Annotated in this window: 13 protein-coding genes, 1 other RNA gene and 1 other annotated feature; of the genes, 2 read left to right on the forward strand and 12 right to left on the reverse strand. The window is 40.4% G+C overall.

Annotation, left to right across the window (positions count from 1 at the left end; translation table 11 throughout):
• Window positions 1-158 precede the first annotated feature (158 nt).
• The 5 genes from I7804_RS02075 to I7804_RS02095 form a co-directional block, all read right to left on the reverse strand.
• A complete protein-coding gene (locus I7804_RS02075; protein WP_248404697.1) occupies window positions 159-1,517 on the reverse strand; it encodes a CCA tRNA nucleotidyltransferase in 1,359 nt (452 codons plus the stop codon).
• A 162-nt stretch (window positions 1,518-1,679) separates the two neighbouring features.
• Complete coding sequence (proS, locus tag I7804_RS02080) at window positions 1,680-3,116, reverse strand: proline--tRNA ligase (RefSeq protein WP_248404699.1); 1,437 nt, start codon at window positions 3,114-3,116, stop codon at window positions 1,680-1,682.
• Between the two features lie 75 nt (window positions 3,117-3,191).
• Window positions 3,192-3,484 (reverse strand) — a binding site (T-box leader).
• A gap of 27 nt (window positions 3,485-3,511) precedes the next feature.
• Window positions 3,512-4,690 carry a toxic anion resistance protein gene (locus I7804_RS02085; protein WP_022753812.1) on the reverse strand — a complete coding sequence of 393 codons (1,179 nt, stop codon included), beginning with the start codon at window positions 4,688-4,690 and terminating at the stop codon, window positions 3,512-3,514.
• A gap of 1 nt (window position 4,691) precedes the next feature.
• Window positions 4,692-4,931, reverse strand: coding sequence for a hypothetical protein (locus tag I7804_RS02090; RefSeq protein ID WP_027218878.1), 240 nt, complete (start codon window positions 4,929-4,931; stop codon window positions 4,692-4,694).
• 29 nt (window positions 4,932-4,960) lie between these two features.
• A complete protein-coding gene (locus I7804_RS02095; protein WP_022753814.1) occupies window positions 4,961-6,160 on the reverse strand; it encodes a 5-bromo-4-chloroindolyl phosphate hydrolysis family protein in 1,200 nt (399 codons plus the stop codon).
• A 335-nt stretch (window positions 6,161-6,495) separates the two neighbouring features.
• Between I7804_RS02095 and I7804_RS02100 the strand changes: the two genes are divergently transcribed.
• Window positions 6,496-7,554, forward strand: coding sequence for a radical SAM protein (locus I7804_RS02100; RefSeq protein WP_248404701.1), 1,059 nt, complete (start codon window positions 6,496-6,498; stop codon window positions 7,552-7,554).
• Here the strand turns inward: I7804_RS02100 and I7804_RS02105 are convergent, their stop codons facing one another.
• On the reverse strand, window positions 7,555-8,004 hold the full coding sequence (locus tag I7804_RS02105) for an RrF2 family transcriptional regulator (RefSeq protein WP_022753816.1): 450 nt from the start codon (window positions 8,002-8,004) through the stop codon (window positions 7,555-7,557). It lies immediately after the preceding gene.
• 100 nt (window positions 8,005-8,104) lie between these two features.
• Here I7804_RS02105 and tadA point away from each other — a divergent pair, with 100 nt between their 5' ends.
• Window positions 8,105-8,620, forward strand: coding sequence for a tRNA adenosine(34) deaminase TadA (gene tadA, locus I7804_RS02110; RefSeq protein ID WP_022753817.1), 516 nt, complete (start codon window positions 8,105-8,107; stop codon window positions 8,618-8,620).
• Between the two features lie 2 nt (window positions 8,621-8,622).
• Here the strand turns inward: tadA and I7804_RS02115 are convergent, their stop codons facing one another.
• The 6 genes from I7804_RS02115 to I7804_RS02140 form a co-directional block, all read right to left on the reverse strand.
• Window positions 8,623-9,516, reverse strand: coding sequence for an AraC family transcriptional regulator (locus I7804_RS02115; protein ID WP_022753818.1), 894 nt, complete (start codon window positions 9,514-9,516; stop codon window positions 8,623-8,625).
• Window positions 9,517-9,593: 77 nt separating this feature from the next.
• Window positions 9,594-9,692, reverse strand: an RNA gene (ffs, locus tag I7804_RS02120) — signal recognition particle sRNA small type.
• 68 nt (window positions 9,693-9,760) lie between these two features.
• Window positions 9,761-10,852, reverse strand: coding sequence for a PucR family transcriptional regulator (locus I7804_RS02125; protein ID WP_022753819.1), 1,092 nt, complete (start codon window positions 10,850-10,852; stop codon window positions 9,761-9,763).
• 182 nt (window positions 10,853-11,034) lie between these two features.
• Entirely contained in the window at window positions 11,035-12,546 is a 1,512-nt protein-coding gene (locus tag I7804_RS02130) for a GH25 family lysozyme (RefSeq protein WP_248404703.1), read from the reverse strand.
• Between the two features lie 251 nt (window positions 12,547-12,797).
• Entirely contained in the window at window positions 12,798-13,907 is a 1,110-nt protein-coding gene (locus I7804_RS02135; protein WP_022753821.1) for an ABC transporter ATP-binding protein, read from the reverse strand.
• Between the two features lie 373 nt (window positions 13,908-14,280).
• Window positions 14,281-15,123, reverse strand: a complete 843-nt coding sequence (locus tag I7804_RS02140; protein ID WP_248404705.1) for a YesL family protein — start codon at window positions 15,121-15,123, stop codon at window positions 14,281-14,283.
• Window positions 15,124-15,140: the final 17 nt, after the last annotated feature.

Genomic DNA, 15,140 nt, shown 5'->3' on the forward strand with positions numbered 1-15,140 from the left:
AAAATGATTATCATTATCCGATAATATATCGGCTTTTTTATACTTTTCTTAATAGCAAGCTTGCGAATATTTATAATTTGGTGAAGGATCGAACAAGTGTAAATATTCAATAACCCTCGGTGCCAAAAGTTACTTTTGGCACCGTTCTTATTATTATGTCATTCAACTGGATTTTTGTAGTTAGCAAGGTGTTTTATCAGGTATTCCTTATCGTTGTGATTAGGGGTACCGATGACGTCTTTGAGCATGTTGTTAAGGATAATTCCTATGTCTTTGCCGGGGGTGATTCCTAAGTCTATAAGATCTTTGCCTCCGACTTTTAGCTCTTTAAGTGACAGGCAATCGCCTCTTTCTAAGATTTCGTGTCCAATGGATGCCAAAAGATCAAGGCGTCTTTCTTTATCTTCGCGGCGATATGTACTTTGAGCCAGCATATCCGCTTTTTTGACCATTAGAAGGTCTTCAAAGTTTGAAGGACCTACAAGGTAGAGGGTTTTTCTAACATTTTTTTCACTTGGTTCATCCTTCATGAGGATGTCGTGATACAGGATCAGGTTGCAGACACGGTCTGTGGTTGCATTATCGAACTTAAGTCTTCTAAGTATAGTCCTTGCCATACCAGTGCCTTCTTTGGCATGACCTTTGAAGTGATCACCTCGCTCATCGCTTGTCTTGCATGAAGGCTTACCTATGTCATGAAGTATCATGGTGATACGAAGGACTTTATCAGCCGGAACTTCCATTGCAGAACGGATCATGTGCTCTCCTACTGTGTAGCAATGGTGGATGGCATTCTGTTCACATTCCATACACTGATCGAATTCCGGCAAAAAAACTTTGGTAATGCCCAGTTCGTAAGCATCTCTTATAACTTCAGGATGCATGGATGTCATCATCTTGATAAATTCTGTCTGTATACGTTCTGCGCTTATATTAGAAAGTGTTGGTGCAAGCTCCTTGGCAGCTTTGGCTGTTTCAGGATCTATGGTATAACCGAGCTGTCCGGAGAATCTGACTGCTCTAAGTATTCTAAGAGCATCTTCTTCGAATCTTCTGACAGGATCGCCTACACATCTTATTACTTTATCATCAAGGTCCTTAAGACCATCGAATTCATCTACAAGGCCTTCTGTGTCATTATAGGCCATGGCGTTTATAGTAAAATCACGCCTTTTTAAATCCTCTATAAGACTTCTTGTGAATGTAACTTCCTTGGGGTGTCTGTGATCTTCATAGACTCCGTCAAGGCGGTAAGTGGTAACTTCAAAACCTTCCTTACCTTTCATGATAGTAACCGTACCATGCTTGATGCCGGTATCAATAGTTCTTTTAAAAAGCTTCTTGACCTCCTGAGGAAGGGCACTGGTTGTGATATCCCAGTCACCGGGAACACGTCCTAAGATACTGTCTCGTACGCATCCTCCGACTATATAGGCTTCATATCCTGCCTCATGAAGTGTTTCAAGTATTTCTGCTGCCTCTATGGGCATTTTGATTTTTATATCTTCTTTACGCATATCTAAACTCCTATGCATATTCTAACACACGGGCTCAAAAATTGCTTTTATTATAAGATGAACCGCTCAAAAGCTGCAATAAAAGCAAATCCGGCAATAAAAAACTGCGCTAAGTTTATGGCTTAGCGCAGCATTTTATAAGATACAGATATTAAAATATCATCAATATGCTCTTCCCCAGTAAACCATCTTGGTTGCAGGCTTGCCACAGATTACGCAAGTATCTGAGATGTTCTCTTGCTCGAATGGAATACAGCGGCTTGTAACATTATAATCTTCCTTGATCTTGTCTTCACACTCGCGGCATCCGCACCACATAGCTTTAACAAAGCCCTTGGTCTCTTTGAAATCCTCTTCGAACTCTTCCTTATTGTGTGCAATATATGTATGAGCATCAAGGTGAGCCTTAGCTCTGTTATACATATCCTTCTGGATAGTATCAAGAAGTTCTCCAACCTTAGCAGGAACATCAGCTATAGCGCACTCCATCTTCTCACGTGTATCACGTCTTACGAGAACGCACTTGCCGGCTTCCATATCCTTAGGTCCGATCTCAACACGGATCGGGATTCCATGCATCTCCTGCTCAGCGAACTTGAATCCCGGGCTTCTGTCTGTAAGATCGATAGATGCTCTGAAGTCGTTAAGACTCTCATAAATCTTCTGTGCACAGTCAAGGACGCCTTCCTTCTTCTGCTGGATCGGAATTACTACTACCTGAGTAGGAGCTATCTTAGGAGGCATTACAAGACCTTCATTGTCGCCGTGAACCATGATCATAGCGCCGATTGTTCTTGTTGTAAGTCCCCATGATGTCTGGAATACATAATGGAGCTTGTTATCTTTACCTGCATACTGGATCTCGAAAGCTTTGGCGAATCCATCACCAAAGTTGTGAGATGTAGCAGACTGAAGAGCACGGCAGTCGTGCATAAGAGCTTCTACTGTGTATGTATGCTCAGCACCTGCAAACTTCTCCTTCTCTGTCTTCTGACCCTTGATAACAGGGATTGCCATATCATTTTCCAAAAAGTCAGCATATACATTGAGCATCTGAACTGTACGCTCTTCTGCCTCTTCCATAGTAGCATGAGCTGTGTGGCCCTCCTGCCATAAGAACTCACGTGAACGAAGGAAAGGTCTTGTCTCTTTCTCCCATCTTACTACTGAGCACCACTGGTTCAGTACCTGTGGAAGATCCTTGTAAGAGTGGATCTCACCCTTATAATAATCACAGAACAGTGTCTCTGAAGTAGGACGTACGCAGTATCTCTCTGCAAGTGGCTCAAGACCTCCGTGTGTTACCCATGCAACTTCAGGAGCAAAACCTTCTACATGATCCTTCTCCTTCTGAAGAAGTGATTCAGGAATGAACATAGGAAGGTATACATTCTTAACACCAGTCTCTTTGAATCTGGCATCAAGGTGTTTCTGGATAAGCTCCCAAATAGCGTATCCTGAAGGCTTTATTACCATGCATCCCTTAATGTTAGAGTAGCTGATAAGACCAGCTTTGATGCACACGTCTGTGTACCACTGTGTGAAATCCTCATCCATGGATGTGATCTCAGATACCATTTTCTTCTTTTCGTTTGCCATCTTTTTCTCCTTTTTTGTACCCAGGACCATCAGGCTTTATCACATAAAAAAACCTTCAGTCCATGTTTAATTAAAAACAGGGACCAAAGGTTATAAATTCATCTTCGGCGGTACCACCCTATTTAAATCTGCATGTGATAAAAACGCAGATTTCTCTCAACTATCCCTTAACGCGGGAAACGCTGTGTTTATGTTAATGAAGTAGGAATATAAACTATCATCAAAAAATTCAAGCTTATATCACAAAATCAACTATCACACAGAACTCCAAGGCAGGTTCACGGACATCACTGTAAAGACTTCGCACCAGATAAGTCTTCTCTCTGAGACAGGACAGTTCCATTACTATTCCTCTTCAACGTTACGTTTGATTGTAATCAATTCGCCGGTTTATGTCAAGCTTTTGATGCCTCGATGAGCTTGTCCTTGAGCTGTGACTCGATCTGGCCAAGTTCAGCTTCGGCAGCTCTTCTCTTTTCCTTGCCGTCCTTCTGGATTGCAAGAACTTCATCGATAGTGCTGATAAGAGTCTCATTGGTATGGCGCAGTGTCTCCATATCGATGATGCCTCTTTCAGATTCCTTAGCAGTAGCTATTGTAGCCTGTTTGAGCTTATCTGCATTCTTCTTAAGAAGAGCATTGGTCATGTCATTGACCTCGCGCTCAGCCTTGGCAGCCTGATTAGCATGCTCTACGCCTATAGCAATGACCATCTGGTTCTTCCAGAGAGGTATTGTATTAACGATAGTAGACTGGATCTTCTCAGCCATAATAGTATCAGAAGACTGTACCATTCTGATCTGAGGGCCTGTCTGCATAGCAATCGTACGAGTAAGCTCAAGGTCATAGATCTTCTTTTCAAATCTATCGCAAAGGTTTGACAGATCCTTGGCCTTCTCTGCATCTTCCTGAAGTCCTGATGCCTGAGCCTTCTGCTGAAGTTCTACAAGCTCGTTATTTCTTACTTCTTCAAGCTTCTTCTTACCTGCCTGGATATACATTGTAAGCTCTTTGAAATAGTTAAGGTTAAGAGCATACATCTGATCGAGAAGCGCTACATCTTTCATAAGAGTAACCTGATGCTGTTCAAGTCTTGAAGTGATCTCGTTGACGTTAGTTTCAACAGTAGAATATTTTGCTTTAATAGCATTTACTCTATTAGCACTCTTTTTGAAAAAAGACATAAATCCCTTTTCTTCTTCATCGACATCGAAATCCTTAAGCTCTGTTACAAGGCCTGAGAGCATATCTCCAACTTCTCCCATGTCCTTGGTTCTTACGTTATCAATGGCCTTCTGTGAGAAGTCTGCAAGCTTCTTCTGAGTTCCTACGCCATAATTCATAACAGCCTGTGAATTTGTTATATCAATCTGCTTTACAAATTCATCAACCATTTTCTGCTCTTCAGGTGAGAGCTGAACATCTGCTTCGAATTTTCTGGTGCTCTCTTCTTTTGACTCCGCTGCAGGAGCTGTAGCAGTAGCACTTGCTGTAGCTGCCTGAGGCTGTGGATCACCAAATGAAAGTGTTGGTGCTGATGGTGCTGCATTAAGATCTGAAAACTGATTTTCCATATTATCCTCCAAAGAACTGATTATTTCTATAGTAAACGACTTTAGAAAATGCCTTATGCCAGTTATCTAATGCTGGCATATAAGGCATTTGATGACTGGCAAAGTGCTTTTTCTTAAGTCGTTTACTATAACTATCCTTTTCTTTATATTTTTCTATATATCTTTTCCTTATTTTTCTATATATATCTTTTTCTTTATATCCGATAAAAACAATTCTGTTTTTGAATATGCTAATTGCCATTGTCATCTGTCTTCATGGAAAAAAACCGCTTATAATCCTGACTGGCTCTGCATAAGACCATCCTGGCTCATCATTGTCTGCATTACAGATATATCAGATGCTATATCCCAAGCCTGTTCTTCAAAAAGATCATCGAAGAGTTTCTCAAAAGCTGTATTAATGGTATCTAGAGCATCAGAGATCTGCTTCTTGGTATCTTTAATATTGTCTCCGACTTCAGGCTGAGCATCAAGATGAACATATGCATTCAGGAGCTTCTCTGTAGTAGGCAGGTAATAGTTCATGAACTTACGAAGATCCTGCGCTTTCTCCGGATGCTGGCCTACATGTTCGAATATCCTCTTCATGATATTTTCGAGATTATAGAGCTTGTCTGACATATGCTCTTCATCATTATCAGGGATCATATCGTTGATACGTCTTACTTTGACAAGGTATTCATTGCCTTCATCAATAACTTTCTGCGAATCAGAAGTCACATTCATACCCTGAGTATCAACCTGAGCTGACTGATCGTAGATCTCCTGCTGTCTCTGACTTTGAACGAATTTCTTGTACTCATCAAATGCATTCTCAGACAGGATCAGAGTTGTCTCTTCATCATCAAACCTTGCACCAATGAGCATTCCGCTTGATATCATCTTCTTCAAAGATTTCTTAAGATCATCTTCCGAAATCTGAACTATACTTGCAAACTCTTTAATTGATATATACTCTCTGTTACCGACTGCCTTTTTAAAAAGATTGAACTGCTTTATAAGCTTCTTTTTATCATGAGCTTTCTTCCACCACAGTCCAAATAAAATAGTGATCAAAGAGAAAAATATAAATCCTGATATCTCAGATGCTGATGTAAAAGTTATAGCTCCGGGAAGCATTATTAACGTAAAAAGCAAAGATGATATTGTAAAAAAGCCTGCGATTATACCCGATATAGTGCTTGATATACTACTAACATGAGCCTTCTGAAATACACTGATCTTCTTTTTGTTAAGAATATACTGCTCTGTCATGTTAACGCCGGAATTATTCCTTGCAGATGAGCCACCAGGCATATACGAATTGTATATACCGCTGCGCGCAGCCTGCTCTTTGAACCTCTTAGCCGTATCATTAAATGTAGCAGACAGGTCACTGCTCAAATTGCTGAAGTTTCCGGTTTCGACAGCTTTGGTTACTGTATCAGCCGCATTCATGACCCCCTGCATTATCTCATCACCGAATGCCATTTTGTACTCCAATCATAAACAATAATAAATCTATACATGAATACTATAAATCAGAATATATGAACTGCGTTCATCTCGCAATTCTACATAACATATTATACACAAGCATTCAAGTTAAAAAAACTGATTTTTCTCTAAATTAAATCCCTTAAATTGATATGACGTAAGGGTCAAAAGGTGTCAAAAGGAACTTTTGACACCTACCTCATTGATATATGACACTACAACCATTAGCTTTTTTATGCACACCATCCAAAAACTTGTATTATTACCAGTAACTACGTTAAAATGCTATTGCTATGAATAATGAATTAAACTTACTATATGAAAATTGCATGATATGTCCTAGAAAATGCCGCGTAGACCGCACCAAGGGCGAAAGAGGCTTTTGCAAAGCTTCCGGAACTATCGCTGCGGCAAGAGCTGCCCTTCACTTTTGGGAAGAGCCTTGCATATCCGGAGAGACAGGATCCGGAGCTGTATTCTTCTCAGGTTGCAACATGGGATGTGTTTTTTGTCAGAACTATGAGATAGCGCATGATGAGGTAAAAAAAGAGATTTCGGTAGATAGACTATCCGATATATTCTTAGAACTTCAAGACAAGAAAGCTGCCAATATCAATCTTGTAACTCCGACTCATTTCGTCCCAAGTATTATCAAAGCTTTGGAAATCGCCAAAGATAAGGGCCTTAAAATCCCTGTTGTTTATAATACAAGCGCTTATGAAAATGTTGACACCATCAAGATGCTTGACGGCCTTGTTGATATATATCTTCCGGATTGTAAGTACTATAACAGCGAATTATCGTTTAAGTATAGTAAAGCAAGGGATTATTTTGAAAAGGCACTTCCTGCTATCGAAGAGATGGTAAGACAGACTGGCGCTCCAACATTTTATTATCCCCATGTTCATCCGGGGATTTCTAGAAAAGAAGCCTGCCAAAAGAGCTTAAATGCTGATGAATATAACGATATAGTAACCGGCGAAGACTCATCTTTAGATGATGTCACCCAAACAGAAAAAATTGATCAAGACTCTACGAACTATGATATATCAGGGCAGGATGAGTCATCTGATTATTCCGGCCCCTTGATGAAAAAAGGCACCATCGTCCGCCACCTCTTACTGCCGGGGCATCTTGACGATTCTATAAACGTGGTTAACAGGATTCATAACAGATTTGGAAATGATATCTACATAAGTATTATGAATCAGTATACTCCAATGCCGCATAGTGCAGCATTCCCGGAGCTTACACGCACTGTAAGCGTAGCTGACTACGACAAGCTTGTAGACTATGCAATAGACATAGGCGTAGAATACGCCTTCATTCAAGGAGATGAAACTGATAAATCAAGCTTCATCCCCGCCTTTGACTATAGCGGACTATGATCAGATAGAATAGTCGTACCCGCCGGCGATCATCTGTTCCTGATCGATAAGATCCTGAAGTGTATATCTGTCTACGTATTCATTGATAACCTTATCAAGACCGCGCCAGAAGCCCAAAGTAGGACACTCTTCAGAACGTGGACAGTTCACGCCGTCTGATGTAGAGTCTGCAAGACATTCTATAGGCGAAAGACTTCCTTCCATAGTGCGCAGTATATCTCCAACCTTGTATTCAAAAGGCCTGCGTGCAAGCCTGTGACCACCGTTGTTGCCGCGCATACTGCGAAGAAATCCCGCCTTGTTAAGATTGGTCACGATCTGCTCCAAGTACTTGACCGTGATCCCCTGTCTTTCGGAGATGTCCTTAAGAGCTATGTATTCTCCGTTATCGTGAAGAGCCAGATCTATCATGACTCTGAGTGCATATCTTCCTTTGGTTGATATTTTCATATAAAAAACCTCTTACTGTTGTATAATAACATTAGTTTATTCTAGTGTGACTTATTATAACACAAAACCTACCAGAATAGTATGATTTGATTGAGATTTTATGAAAAAAATTTTTGATGATATTGAAAAAGAGCATAATTACTACATGAAAGAGGCCTTAAAGCAGGCTAAAAAAGCCTATGATCTTGGAGAAGTTCCTATAGGATGTGTGATCGTATATGACGGGCAGATCATCGGCAGAGGTTATAACAGAAGAAATACTGACAAGTCTGTTCTGTGCCATGCCGAGATATCTGCTATGAAGAAAGCAGGCAAGATCATCAAGGACTGGCGCCTTGAAGACTGCACCTTGTATGTAACACTTGAACCCTGCCAGATGTGCGCAGGCGCTATAGTTCAGGCCAGGATACCCAAGGTAGTCATAGGCTGTCAAAGCCAGAAGTCAGGATGCGGAGGCACTATCCTCAACATCCTCGAAAATCCAGACTTCAACCATCAGTGCGAAGTTGTATGGAATGTTATGGAAGAAGATTGCAGTTCTATATTAAAGAAATTCTTCTTAGAACTTCGTATCCGCAACAAACTTGAAAAGAAAGCAAGAAAAGAACTGGAATAATACTAGTTTGTGGTCTTACCTTCAAGATACTTTTCAAGCTGTTTAAGGTGCTCTTTACCTCCGGGGAGAGCATCTTTTTTGTGAGCTTTACGATAGTTTGAAGGTGACATTCCTTTATTCATCCTAAACGCCTTAGTGAAGACCAGCGGATCGTTATATCCTGATGATATAGCAATACTCTCTATAGGAAGATCTGTGACTTTTAGAAGGTCACAGGCTTTGGATATCCTGTATGAACTAAGATACTGCTGAGGAGATACTCCAAGCGCCTTTTCAAAAAGGGTATACAGATAGCTTCTGTTAACACAGACATAATCTGCAACATCAGTTATCTTGATTGGGTTATAATAATTGGCCCTTATAAAAGAGATAGCTTTCTGAACATAATTGTTGGCACTCTCCGATTCACCCTTCGAAGAAATAAGGCTTCCTGCAACAACTGAAAGGAATAGATGGAGCTGGCCATTTCGCTCAAGTATATCTGCAACACTAAAAGTATTATGCTCCATCATGTCATGAACTATGGAATATATCTTGTCTGATTCTGAGTTTCTGAATATAGGCTGATCGGGAGACAATGACAACTGCTCAACTATAGACCCTGCAAGGCTTCCCCCAAATCCGACCCACACATAAGTCCAAGGATCTTCTTCGTCAGCCTCATAATATGCAAGCTCATCAGGTGTTATAAGAAATCCGGCCCCTTCAGTAAGCTTATATTCCTTACCCTTAAGTCTGAATATTCCCTTACCGCTTAAGATGTAATGGATCATGTGATGAGGCTTTATGGCAGGGCCGAAGTGATGGTTCGGTCCGGTTTTGGACAGACCACAGCTGGTAACATATAAACTTTCATTTTCTTCTTTGGTGAATTCTAATTTATACGCTTTTTCCATAAAATAACCTCATCCAAAGTAAACCAACAAAATTGTAAAAAAACTGCGACCCTGTGACGGATGCACATACCCTGCAAAGTAACAAGGCACCTTACAACACATGAGATGAAATGCTTAGTGCTGCTTCGTTCCCGACCTGACACGTTTCGCAAAGTCCCATTGCATAAGACCCGGCTATTCACAAAATATATGCACCCTTCACAGAGCCGCAATGCTAGTAATATATCCTTTTTTCGTTTATTTGTCAATACTCATTAGCATCAAGATATTTGATATAGTTCGAAACCATAAGTGCAATCTTGAAAGTAAGCGCATCATCGAATTTGCGTATATCAAGGCCGGTACTGCGTTCAAGTTTCTCTATACGGTATACGAGAGTATTACGATGTACGAAGAGCTGACGTGATGTCTCTGATACATTAAGGTTATTCTCGAAGAACTTGGCTATAGTGCTAAGAGTCTCTTCATCAAGCTGATCGAGGACATCATTGTCACCAAATATCTCTTCAAGGAAAATATGACACAAGTTAACAGGAAGCTGATAAATAAGCCTTCCTATACCAAGAGTATTGTATGCATTGACATTCCTCTCAGCATAGAAGATCTTACCAACTTCAAGTGCCATCTTGGCTTCTTTATATGACTTGGACAGATCCTTGAGTTCTCCTACTATTGTACCATAAGCAACCCTTGCATTGAGCATTGCTTCTGTATTCATCATATCTACAATAGTTGTTGCTATCTGAGCGATCTCATCATAGCTGTCAGGATTATCAACTGACTTGATAAGGATCACACTGTTCTCATCAACTGCAGTGATATAATCACCCGCCTGAGTTGTATAGATGCTGCCAAGAAGCTCTGATACTGTATTATCATTGTCCTTGCCTGTCTCAACAATTATTACAACTCTGGGCCTTACTGCATCGATATGGAGCTTTTTAGCTCTATTATAGATATCTATAAGAAGAAGATTATCAAGCATCAGATTCTGGAAGAAATTGTTCCTGTCAAATCTCTCTTTATAAGCAACTATAAGATCCTGCAACTGGCAGACACATATTTTACCAATAGTATAGGCACCTTCATCATTGCCACTTGCTATAAGTATATATGCAGGCTCGTTGTCATCCATGATCTTAAGAAGGTGTCTGTTGCCTATAGCCTGTGAATCTACAGGAGAGTTAGCAAAGCTTACAACAAGGCTTGAATCTATATCTTCACCGTCCTTAGTACTTGCAACAATACCTCCTGCAAGATCCATGACTGTAAGATCAACTCTTGTTATAGCCTGCAGCTGGCTTATGCTCTGCTTGATTATCTGTGCGGAAATCATTCTTTTATCCTCGCTTCATTTACTGTAAGCACTTACTTAGTGCTACTTGTGCATATTATCGCTCACACCAAAGGTAATTTTAGCCTATTTTATGTATGTGTGCAAATCAAGAATTCGTTATAACAAATATGTTATTGTTTTATAGTTATACTACTGATCCAAGTTAATGCCGAAATAATCTATTATTCGACAACTATAAGGTAGCTGCTTACGCAGTAAAGAGTCTGACCGTTATAGACAACTCTGCTCCAACCGGTAGTTTCATTATATCCTGTTCTTGTTACTGTCTCGCCGTTTTTGATCTTGGCTATGACTACAGAAGCTTCGCCCTGACTGGGACGATCCCGCAGGTTTAGAACATCCTTACAGGTCACAGTTTCACTTACCTCTGTAAATGTCATACCTGACTCCATGTTGGCAGTAACACTTTCTGTTGCTGTATCAGACTTGGCAGAACTAGTTCCTGAGTATCCAAAATAAGCTATATCTATATCAACATTGCCTTCAATACCGGGCACAGAGCCTTTGCTTGTATACTGCCACATGCAGTAAGAACCTGAATATCCCGGGCTAGTAACCGATGGATCCGACGGATAGTAGGCAAGCCAGATCTTGTTACTTCCTGCAAGAGATGCTGTATCCCAGTCTGTACCTCCCGCAAGCTCGTTACGGGATGCATAAAACATCGGAGTATATCCTGCGTTTTTAACAGTAGAGAGGAATGTCTGTGCATATGAGGATCTATCCTGCATAGAGATACCATACTGGCGGCTCGTGGATTTATTATATCCCTCACAGTTATATGCAACGGGATAGGTTATGGAATATCCGCTTACTATACTAATACAAAGATTAGCTTCCTGAATTGCCTCATCCTGACTAGTAGCTCTGGAGAAAAAATATGCTCCTGTCTTAATACCATATTTGTTTGCTTCCTGAAGGTTATATCTAGCATTGGCATCTTCATGAAGTACGCCGTCATTGGACCTGTAACCAACCCTGACCATAGCAAAGCCAACTCCGGATGCAGCAACTTTCTGCCAATTAATAACACCCTGATATGAAGCCACATCAATACCATAGGTGACATCTCCTGTCTCTGAGGCTACAGTCTTTGACTGAGTCTGCTGGGTATTACCGGAATTACTGTCTTTATTGGACTCCTGAGAAGATTTATCTGAAGAATTATTATCTGATGATTCCGAAGATTTCTGGCTCTCATCAGTTGAATTATCAGCTACAAGCTCTGTTACACTTACATCTGCGCCGCTGCTTTGACCGTTCAGATTCATAGAGTCATCATCCTTGGAATCAGAATCACTTACAACGGCCGGCGTTCCCTCTACATAGAAAGTCCGTGCAGGAGATCCTGCTACTGTAAATGTGCTACTTTCTTCTGATGAGCTCTGCGCTCCATCTTCGATAGTAACTTCTACTACAGAATCATAAGAACTACTATCAATACTAATGTCTACGCCAGATTCTAGTACAGCATCAGATGTATATGAAGTCGCCGCACTCTCTGATAGTGCAGCTTCCTCCATGCTTGTGAGCATAACCGCACTGGCACCTGTCCCAGAGGATACATGCGCGCTCTCACACCCCGTAAGAACAAGAGCTGTTATCATAACAAGACACAGAGCTGTTTGAAGTGCCCCCACAATCAGTTTATCCCTATGTTTATCGTGCTTCATCTCCCATACAATCCCTTCATCTTATATATCAATACAGTCAAACATTATAATTATACTATATAGAAACATAAAAATGGCTGAAACACGCTAAAGTTTTATCATAATACACCGATATTATAGTTGAAAGGAAGTAACACTATGATAATTATAAACAAATGAAATGTCCTGTCTGCTGAGTATATCTCCGGGCAGGACGTTTTTTTGCTCAAAAAAGGCAGAGCCCGTAAGCTCTGCCTTTAAGTAAACTATTATTAGTTTGTGATTGTCTTCTCTGTCTCTTTGTCGAATACGTGGATCTTCTCAACATCGAAACCGAACTTAACCTTATCGCCAGGTCTAGCTGTTGTACGAGAATCAACTCTAGCTGTGATAGGGAATCCTTCGAGATCGAAGTACAGATAAACTTCTGCACCAAGAAGCTCGTATACGTTGATTGTAGACTCGAATACAGCCTTTGAAGTGTTAACGAACATCTCTGAATCATCAACATCTTCAGGACGGATACCGAATGTAACCTTCTTTCCGTCATAGCCACCCTCGATAAGCTTCTTGGACTTAGCCGGTGGAAGCTCGATCTTCTGGTTAGCGATCTTGAGGTATGCTGTATCACCTGTAACTTCTACGTCAGCATCAAGGAAGTTCATCTGAGGTGAACCCATGAATCCTGCAACGAAGAGGTTCTGTGGCTTGTCATAGAGGTTCTGAGGTGTATCTACCTGCTGAACAACACCATCTTTCATAACTACGATTCTGGTACCAAGAGTCATAGCCTCTGTCTGGTCGTGTGTAACGTAGATGATTGTTGTACCAAGTCTCTGGTGAAGCTTAGCGATCTCTGTTCTCATCTGAACACGGAGCTTAGCATCAAGGTTTGAAAGAGGCTCATCCATAAGGAATACCTTAGGATTACGAACGATAGCACGTCCCATAGCTACACGCTGTCTCTGACCACCTGAAAGAGCCTTAGGCTTACGATCAAGGAGATTTGAAAGATCAAGGATCTTAGCTGCTGCCTTAACCTTCTGGTCGATCTCTTCCTTCGGAACTTTACGAAGTTTAAGACCGAATGCCATGTTATCATATACTGTCATATGAGGATACAGAGCGTAGTTCTGGAATACCATCGCGATATCACGATCCTTAGGCTCTACATCGTTCATTACTTTGCCGCCGATTTTAAGTGTACCTGAAGAGATATCTTCAAGACCTGCGATCATACGAAGAGTTGTTGATTTACCGCATCCTGAAGGTCCAACGAAAATGATGAATTCCTTATCTTCAACATCAAGGTTGAAATCCTTAACAGCTACGAAACCGTTAGGATACTGTTTTGTAATATGCTCTAACTGTAAACTTGCCATATTATAATCCTCCCATTCATAAAAGAAATAGTCATCCGGATTTTTCAATCCTTACTCAGTATATCGTTTACTTTCTTTTTTTGATATGGAGCGATTTAACAAAATTAATCAGCGGTTATAGACAATATGCATATTGAGAATTATATTCTCTCTTTTTTATGTCAATCTGCCGAAGAAAACGAAAACTTTACGTCAAAATGACAATATACCGATATCAACATCCAAAAGAAATGCCAGGTTCATTACTGCAAGTAATAAACCCGGCACGATTCGATAAGTAAATGTTATTTACATCCCGTTTCAATAATGATATGTTCGCAAAACAATCAGCCTTAAACAACCCTTAATAGCTGTCATCAGAACTTTATCATTATCAATTATCCTCATCATCCATTCCATCATCCTGAATGATCTTTGCAACTTCGTCGTAGTCTTCGTCTTTAGCTCCCTGAATAGCTCTTGCAGCCTCAAGGAGTTCTTCTTCTGTGGACATCTTTTCTTCTTTGACTTCAGGCTCAAACCTCTTGAATAAAGGGCTGTAAAGAAGAGCGCACAAAAATCCCGGAAGTGATAATCCAAATAAAATGTATATAGGGAATATACGATAGATCAAAGTTGCACCAAGAACAGGAAGAGCAAATGATGCGCCTGTAATAAGTATCATTCCAAGAGTTCTCGGAAGTCCCAGAACTGACATAAGAAATGAATTCTTAATAGTATTAGCTATTGTATTTGAAAACCTTGACAATACCGGGAATACATAAATGTATATAATAAATATAACTATTGCAACAACACCTGTCATGATGAGCATGATCTTAGGGAAAGTATCTGAGCCCATATATATCTTGTAATCCGCAATAAGTAAAAATCCCGCAACTTCAAATATAAGCCATATCACTGATGCCTGCTTGAAGTTAAGTTTAAAAGACTTCCAGAAATCCTTGATAATATATGCTTCATCACCTCTAACCATCTTAAGAAGCACAAAATGCATTCCTGTAAGTGCACTTCCTATCGGTATGGACAATACTACGAACATCAGGATCGCAGGAAGATTGATAACACCTTCACTCATGTAGATCTGAAGTGCAACATAGCCGCTAAAAAGGCCCGGCACACAGAAAAGAAGCGTTGCAACATTAAGGATCATAAGATCCGCAACCTTATTAAGAATTCTCATCAAAGGACTGTCTAAATCAAATAACTTACTCATAACCCACCATTTTCTGT

Source organism: Butyrivibrio fibrisolvens (assembly GCF_023206215.1).
Classification (GTDB): Bacteria; Bacillota; Clostridia; order Lachnospirales; family Lachnospiraceae; genus Butyrivibrio; species Butyrivibrio fibrisolvens_C.

Bases quoted from the DNA above. Each gene is read 5' to 3' on its own strand.
- I7804_RS02100 (WP_248404701.1), top strand. From the start codon at position 6,496: ATGATATGTCCTAGAAAATGCCGCGTAGACCGCACCAAGGGCGAAAGA.
- I7804_RS02140 (WP_248404705.1), bottom strand. From the start codon at position 15,123: ATGAGTAAGTTATTTGATTTAGACAGTCCTTTGATGAGAATTCTTAAT.
- I7804_RS02075 (WP_248404697.1), bottom strand. From the start codon at position 1,517: ATGCGTAAAGAAGATATAAAAATCAAAATGCCCATAGAGGCAGCAGAA.
- tadA (WP_022753817.1), top strand. From the start codon at position 8,105: ATGAAAAAAATTTTTGATGATATTGAAAAAGAGCATAATTACTACATG.
- I7804_RS02085 (WP_022753812.1), bottom strand. From the start codon at position 4,690: ATGGAAAATCAGTTTTCAGATCTTAATGCAGCACCATCAGCACCAACA.
- proS (WP_248404699.1), bottom strand. From the start codon at position 3,116: ATGGCAAACGAAAAGAAGAAAATGGTATCTGAGATCACATCCATGGAT.
- I7804_RS02095 (WP_022753814.1), bottom strand. From the start codon at position 6,160: ATGGCATTCGGTGATGAGATAATGCAGGGGGTCATGAATGCGGCTGAT.
- I7804_RS02105 (WP_022753816.1), bottom strand. From the start codon at position 8,004: ATGAAAATATCAACCAAAGGAAGATATGCACTCAGAGTCATGATAGAT.
- I7804_RS02130 (WP_248404703.1), bottom strand. From the start codon at position 12,546: ATGAAGCACGATAAACATAGGGATAAACTGATTGTGGGGGCACTTCAA.
- I7804_RS02125 (WP_022753819.1), bottom strand. From the start codon at position 10,852: ATGATTTCCGCACAGATAATCAAGCAGAGCATAAGCCAGCTGCAGGCT.
- I7804_RS02135 (WP_022753821.1), bottom strand. From the start codon at position 13,907: ATGGCAAGTTTACAGTTAGAGCATATTACAAAACAGTATCCTAACGGT.
- I7804_RS02090 (WP_027218878.1), bottom strand. From the start codon at position 4,931: ATGGCAATTAGCATATTCAAAAACAGAATTGTTTTTATCGGATATAAA.
- I7804_RS02115 (WP_022753818.1), bottom strand. From the start codon at position 9,516: ATGGAAAAAGCGTATAAATTAGAATTCACCAAAGAAGAAAATGAAAGT.